This is a genomic window from Hyphomonas sp., assembly GCF_046313735.1.
Classification (GTDB): domain Bacteria; phylum Pseudomonadota; class Alphaproteobacteria; order Caulobacterales; family Hyphomonadaceae; genus Hyphomonas.
The window spans coordinates 1-5,979 of the sequence record NZ_JBKBXW010000046.1 but is presented as its reverse complement, the minus strand read 5'-3'; the positions used below and the strand labels follow the sequence as shown (position 1 = coordinate 5,979).

Below are 5,979 nucleotides of genomic sequence, written 5' to 3'. Positions count from 1 at the left end.
TCGATTCACTCCTCCGAAGAGATTGGACCCCCTATGACCCAGGTCAAAAACGGTGACACCGTACACATCCACTATACCGGCACGCTGAAAGACGGCACGCCGTTCGACAGTTCCGCAGGCCGCGATCCGCTGGCCTTTCAGGTCGGCACCGGCCAGATCATTCCCGGCCTCGACGCGGCCATTCCCGGCATGGCGGTCGGCGACAGGAAGACCGTGACGGTGCCGTGCGAGCAGGCTTATGGCGAGGTTGATCCCGGCCGGCGCACGGCGGTTCCGCGCGCGCAGATTCCGCCGGACGTGCCGGTCGATGTCGGCACGCGGCTGCAGATGCAGGGGCCGTCGGGCGAGGCGGTGCCAGTCATGGTCGTCGCCTCGGATGAGGCCAGCGTGACGCTGGACGCGAACCATCCGCTGGCGGGGCAGGACCTGACGTTTGATATCGAGCTGGTGGCGATCAAGAACGCGGCTTGAGGGGCGGGGCGAGTTCGCGCCATTTCGGTTCTATCGTCACCCTCGATGCGCGCAGCGCATCAGAGGGCCTATCTCCTGAACTCTCCCATTGCACTCCTGGCAGCTCAGGAGATGGGCGCCCAGATGGCCGTTGGCCATCGGGCGTGACGAAGCCGTGAGGGTAGAGTGGGTGGTTGGGGTCAGCCTTGCAGCTTCTCCGCCGCCCGTTCCGCGAAGTAGGTGATCACGCCTGCTGCGCCGGCGCGTTTGAAGCAGATGAGGGATTCCATCATGACGCGGTCGCCGTCGATCCAGCCGTTCTGGGCGGCGGCCATGATCTGGGCGTATTCGCCGGAGACCTGGTAGGCGAGGGTCGGCACGCCGAAGGTGGACGAGACGCGGTGGACGATGTCGAGATATGGCAGGCCGGGTTTTACCATGACCATGTCGGCGCCTTCGGCGAGGTCGAGGGCGACTTCGCGCAGGGCTTCCTCGGCATTGGCGGGGTCCTGCTGGTAGGTTTTCTTGTCGCCGCGCAGGGCGGCGGCCGAGCCGATGGCTTCGCGGTAGGGGCCGTAGAAGCCGCTGGCATATTTGGCGGCGTAGGCGAGGATCATCGCGTGGGTGAAGCCTTCCTCCTCGAAGGCGGCGCGGATGGCGCCGATGCGCCCGTCCATCATGTCTGACGGGGCGACGACATCGGCCCCGGCGCCGACATGCACGAGGGCCTGGCGGACGAGGCGCTCGACGGTGGCGTCATTCGGGATGGTGCCGTCTTCATCGAGCAGGCCGTCATGGCCGTGGCTGGTATAGGCGTCGAGGGCGACATCGGTGATCAGGCCGACTTCCGGCGCGGCGTTCTTCATTTCCTTGAGGGCGCGGGGGACGAGGCCGTCGGGGGAGAGGGCGCCGGTGCCTTCGTCGTCTTTTCCGTCCGGGCCGATGTAAGGGAAGACGGCGATGGCGGGGATGCCGAGTTCGCTGGCGCGTATGGCGGCGAGGCCTGCTTCCCTGACGCTGAGGCGGTCAACGCCGGGCAAGGAGGCGACCGGCACCCGGCCCTCGCCATCATGCACGAACACCGCCCAGACGAGATCGGCGGGGGTGAGCACATTCTCCGCCACCAGCGAGCGCGCCCAGGGGGACTGGCGCAGCCGGCGCGGGCGGGTGAGGGGGAAGGATTGGGGATAGTTCGGCATGTGGCGGCCAGCCTCCGGGGTTTTGTTTTGCCGCCAGACCTAGTCGCCAATGCGCCGGGCTGCAATGTGCGTTGCCGATTGGCCGCGTGTATCTCCTGCCTAGAAGATGCCGAGGCGGCGGACCATGAAGCAGCGTTTGGAGACGTCGAGGCCCTGCTTGGCTTGGGCCGCTTCGATCTGCAGCATCCAGGTTTCATACTTGCGCGGGGGCACGATGCGGAAGCCGTGGCGGCGGTAGAAGGGCGCGTTCCAGGGAAGGTCCCGAAAGGTGGAGAGCATCACGGTCTTGAGACCGCGGTCTTTGGCTTCACCGGCGACACGCTCAAGGAGGGCGGCGCCGAGGCCCTTGCGGCCATGGTCCGGATGGACGCTGATCTGGTCGAGATAGAGCGTCGTGCGGCGCACGGATGTGAGGGTGAAGCCCGCGAGGCGGCCCTTGGCGTCGCGCACGGTGTGGATGTGGCCGAGGGCAATGGCATCGCGCAGAATGTCGGCCGGAACGTGGTCGCTGAGGGCTTCCTCCGGGAGGAGGCCGGTGCCGGCGAAGAGCTGGCCGGCGGCGAGGTCGATGGCGATCAGGTCCGGGATTTCCTCCTCGGCCGCGCCGCAGATCTGGTAGCCTTGGGGCAGGCGTCGCATTGACATGGGCGGAGGCTCTCGGACAGATGCGGGCTGACCCATAAGCCAATCCGGAAGCCCCGCCAATGAGCCTCATGTTCAATGACGAACAGCAGATGATCCGCGACATGGCGCGCAAGTTTGCCGAAGACCAGCTGCTGCCGCATTCCGAAGCCTGGGACCGGGACAGCCATTTCCCGGTCGATGTGATCCGTTCTACGGCGGAGCTCGGCTTTGCGGGCATCTATGTGAAGGAGGATGTCGGCGGATCGGGCCTGACGCGGACCGATGCGGCGCTGATCTTCGAGCAGCTGTCTTATGGGGATGTCTCCACCGCGGCGTTCATTTCAATCCACAACATGGCGAGCTGGATGATCGACACGTTCGGCTCGGAGGCGCAGCGCAAGGCCTGGGTGCCGCGGCTGACCTCGATGGAGCTGATTGCGAGCTATTGCCTGACTGAGCCGGGGGCGGGATCGGACGCGGCGAGCCTCAAGACGAAGGCTGTGCGCGACGGCGACGATTATGTCATCACCGGCACCAAGCAGTTCATTTCCGGCGCGGGGACGTCTGACCTTTATGTGCTGATGGCGCGCACGTCTGACAATGGCGCGAAAGGGGTCTCGACCTTCCTGATCGAGAAGGAGGCGGCCGGCCTGTCGTTCGGCGCGAATGAGCGCAAGATGGGCTGGAAGAGCCAGCCGACGCGGCAGGTCATTCTGGACGAGGTGCGTGTGCCGGCGGCGAACCGGATCGGCGAGGAAGGCCACGGCTTCCGTTTCGCGATGGCGGGGCTTGATGGCGGGCGGCTCAACATCGCCGCCTGCGCGCTCGGCGGGGCGCAACTCGCGCTCGACAAGGCGCTGGCCTATGCCAAGGAGCGCCAGCAATTCGGCAAGGCGATTGCGGATTTCCAGGCGACGCAGTTCAAGCTGGCGGATATGGAGACGGAGCTGCAGGCGGCGCGGCTGATGCTGTATGAGGCAGCCGGACGGCTCGACGGCAAGACGCCGGACGCGACGCGCTGGTGCGCGATGGCAAAACGGTTCGTGACGGATACAGCGTTCAAGGTGGCGAATGACGCGCTGCAGATCCATGGCGGGTATGGCTATCTTGCGGATTACCATGTCGAGCGGATCGTCCGCGATCTGAGGGTTCACCAGATTCTCGAGGGGACGAATGAGATCATGCGGGTGATCATCTCGCGGGATATGTTGAAGGGGTAGGCCCTCACCTCCCACGCCCTTTGGGCGCGGGCCCCTCCTCTCCCATTTATGGGAGAGGAGTTCAGAGGTACCACTAACTCCTCTCCCGCTTGCGGGAGAGGAGGGGCCCATCGCGAAGCGATGGGAGGTGCGGGCAGTAGGTTGCAGGGGATAGGGGAGGATTTGACATGACCGATAAAGCCAGCGGCAATTATGCCGGCGTGTCGCGCGTCAATCACTGGGCGGGGTCTCTGCTGTTCGGCGGTATGCTGATTGTCGGTTTCTATCTCGCCTATGGCGGGCTTGAGCGGGACGCGCGGGCGCCGATCATGGGGCTGCACCGGGCGACGGGGACGTTATTGCTGTTGTTTGCGGTCTGGCGGGTGGCATGGCGGATCCGGCAGGGGTTTCCTTCGCCGATGGACGGGGTGCCGGCCTGGCAGGTGACGCTGTCGCGGATCACCCATTGGGGGCTCATTCTCTCGATGCTGGTGATGCCGCTGTCCGGCGTGTTTCCGATGTCATTGCTCGCGGGGCGGACGATCGACCTTTACGGCCTCGTGACGCTGCAGCCGCTTGCAGAGATTGAGGGCATGCGGCCGCTTGGCCGGCAGCTCCATCAGATTGCGGCGTTTGCCTTTGCAGGCTTCATCGCGCTGCATATTGCGGGCGCGCTGAAACATCTTATGATCGACAAGGACGGGACGGTGCAGCGGATGCTGACCGGGCGCCGGGCAGGCTGAGGCGCGTCAGACCAGGCGAAATTCGACGCCGATTTCGCGGCCGCTTTCCCAGCGCTTCAGGCAGGTGCGCGGATAGCGGAATTGCGGCATGACCATCACAAACTCATCCGGCGCGACCATGCCTTCGGGCAGCACCAGTCGCGCGCCGCCGGGGGAGATGTCGCGCAGCTCGCATTCGACCCGGCTGAACAGGCCCGTGCGGATATAGGCCTTGCCCTCGACACGGATTCGCTGGCCGCGCCTGTTGTATTGCAGGAAAGGCGTGTGGTTGATTTGCGAGTGCTGTTGGGACATTTGGATGGCCGGACGTCACTATTGGGATTGCAGGCTGACACAGCCGGGTAAAATCCTGACCAAATAAATCGAATGAATTCAATCGATCTCGCTGAGCCGGGATTGAGCAGACCGGGAGAGACCCTTTGAGCGCAGATGTGGATATCCGAACGCAAGGCGGCATCGGCCGGATCACGCTGACACGGCCGGAGGCGCTGCATGCGCTGAATACCGGTATGTGTGCGGAGATTTTGGACGCACTGGCGGGATGGGCGGGGGATGCTTCGGTGCATCTCGTCTGGATCGATCATCAGGAAGGTACGCGGGGCTTCTGCGCCGGGGGCGATATCCGCATGCTGGCGGCGAGCGGCGCAGGGGACGCGGCCGAGGCGCGGGAGTTTTTCCGCACGGAATACCGGATGAATGCGGCGCTGAAGGCGTTTGCCAAGCCCGTGATTGCGGTGCTCGACGGGGTGACGATGGGCGGCGGGGTTGGCCTGTCGGTGCATGGCTCGCACAGGGTAGCGACGGAGCGGACGCTTTTTGCGATGCCGGAGACGGGGATCGGGCTCTTTCCGGATGTGGGCGGGGGCTGGTTCCTGCCGCGGCTGGGCGGAGAGCTTGGAACATGGCTGGCGCTGACCGGGGCGCGGCTGAAAGGGGCGGATGTGGCGGCGGCCGGTGTCGCGACACATTATCTGCCCTCGGAGCTTGTGCCGGCGCTGGCAAAGCAGATGGCGGCGGCGGATTTCTCGGTGGATGCGCGGGGCATGCTGGACGAGATCCTCCGGGGACTGACGCAGCCTGTACCGGCGCCGTCCTATGCGGCGCATGCCGAGGTCATCGACCGGTGCTTTGCGCATGAGACGGCAGAAGAGATCGTCGCGGCGCTGGAGGCCGAGGGACCTGGCTGGGCGCGCGAGCAGGCGGCGGTAATCCGCGCGAAATCGCCGGAGACGGTGAAGGTGGCGCTGCGCCAGCTGCGTGAGGGCGCGAAGGCGGCGCGCTTTGAGGACAATATGCGGACGGAGTATCGCATCGGCTGGCGCAAGGTGCAGAGCGCGGACTTCCAGGAGGGCGTACGCGCGGTGATCATTGATAAGGACAATGCACCGGCCTGGTCGCCGGCGCGGCTGGAGGATGTCAGCGCGGCGGCGGTGGCGCGGTATTTCGAGCCGCTCGGCGCGGATGAGTTAAGCTTCGAGCCTTAAGCCTATTCACAGGTGAATGCCCCTCAGGCCGCTCCGGATCGTCCGGGGCGGCTTTTCGTTTTGCGGTGTTTCAATCCGGCACAGGCAGCGCGGCCTGCAGCCGTTACGCATCAGTAACGGTTAATGTATTCTCTTGGATTTTAACCAACATCACTTGCAGCGGCATCGTGATTATCAATTTATTAGTTTGGATGCTGTAACTCTACTCAAACTACAACAAAAGTTGAGTGGTGGTAAAAATGATGATGATCGACATGCAGGAAACTGCAGCAGGTTCCGT

The 5,979-nt window shown here is 64.6% G+C and carries 7 protein-coding genes; 4 read left to right on the top strand and 3 right to left on the bottom strand.

Annotated features, from left to right (window positions below; genetic code table 11):
- The first annotated feature begins 33 nt into the window (after positions 1-33).
- Complete coding sequence (locus ACK4SV_RS15690) at positions 34-471, top strand: peptidylprolyl isomerase (protein ID WP_409918786.1); 438 nt, start codon at positions 34-36, stop codon at positions 469-471.
- A gap of 179 nt (positions 472-650) precedes the next feature.
- Here the strand turns inward: ACK4SV_RS15690 and hemB are convergent, their stop codons facing one another.
- The gene (gene hemB / locus ACK4SV_RS15685; RefSeq protein WP_409918785.1) at positions 651-1,649 is read right to left on the bottom strand and encodes a porphobilinogen synthase; all 999 of its coding nucleotides are present in this window, start codon (positions 1,647-1,649) and stop codon (positions 651-653) included.
- A 99-nt stretch (positions 1,650-1,748) separates the two neighbouring features.
- Positions 1,749-2,294 carry a GNAT family N-acetyltransferase gene (locus ACK4SV_RS15680; protein ID WP_409918784.1) on the bottom strand — a complete coding sequence of 182 codons (546 nt, stop codon included), beginning with the start codon at positions 2,292-2,294 and terminating at the stop codon, positions 1,749-1,751.
- A 59-nt stretch (positions 2,295-2,353) separates the two neighbouring features.
- Between ACK4SV_RS15680 and ACK4SV_RS15675 the strand changes: the two genes are divergently transcribed.
- Together ACK4SV_RS15675 and ACK4SV_RS15670 are read left to right on the top strand one after the other, a co-directional pair.
- Entirely contained in the window at positions 2,354-3,493 is a 1,140-nt protein-coding gene (locus tag ACK4SV_RS15675; protein WP_409918783.1) for an acyl-CoA dehydrogenase family protein, read from the top strand.
- Positions 3,494-3,660: 167 nt separating this feature from the next.
- Positions 3,661-4,215, top strand: a complete 555-nt coding sequence (locus ACK4SV_RS15670) for a cytochrome b (RefSeq protein ID WP_409918782.1) — start codon at positions 3,661-3,663, stop codon at positions 4,213-4,215.
- 6 nt (positions 4,216-4,221) lie between these two features.
- Here ACK4SV_RS15670 and ACK4SV_RS15665 read toward each other — a convergent pair whose 3' ends face one another.
- Positions 4,222-4,509 carry a PilZ domain-containing protein gene (locus ACK4SV_RS15665; RefSeq protein ID WP_409918781.1) on the bottom strand — a complete coding sequence of 96 codons (288 nt, stop codon included), beginning with the start codon at positions 4,507-4,509 and terminating at the stop codon, positions 4,222-4,224.
- 125 nt (positions 4,510-4,634) lie between these two features.
- Here ACK4SV_RS15665 and ACK4SV_RS15660 point away from each other — a divergent pair, with 125 nt between their 5' ends.
- Complete coding sequence (locus ACK4SV_RS15660) at positions 4,635-5,699, top strand: enoyl-CoA hydratase/isomerase family protein (protein WP_409918780.1); 1,065 nt, start codon at positions 4,635-4,637, stop codon at positions 5,697-5,699.
- Positions 5,700-5,979 lie beyond the last annotated feature (280 nt).

Coding starts and splice junctions, on each gene's coding strand:
- ACK4SV_RS15690 (WP_409918786.1), top strand. CDS start 34: ATGACCCAGGTCAAAAACGGTGACACCGTACACATCCACTATACCGGC.
- hemB (WP_409918785.1), bottom strand. CDS start 1,649: ATGCCGAACTATCCCCAATCCTTCCCCCTCACCCGCCCGCGCCGGCTG.
- ACK4SV_RS15680 (WP_409918784.1), bottom strand. CDS start 2,294: ATGTCAATGCGACGCCTGCCCCAAGGCTACCAGATCTGCGGCGCGGCC.
- ACK4SV_RS15675 (WP_409918783.1), top strand. CDS start 2,354: ATGAGCCTCATGTTCAATGACGAACAGCAGATGATCCGCGACATGGCG.
- ACK4SV_RS15670 (WP_409918782.1), top strand. CDS start 3,661: ATGACCGATAAAGCCAGCGGCAATTATGCCGGCGTGTCGCGCGTCAAT.
- ACK4SV_RS15665 (WP_409918781.1), bottom strand. CDS start 4,509: ATGTCCCAACAGCACTCGCAAATCAACCACACGCCTTTCCTGCAATAC.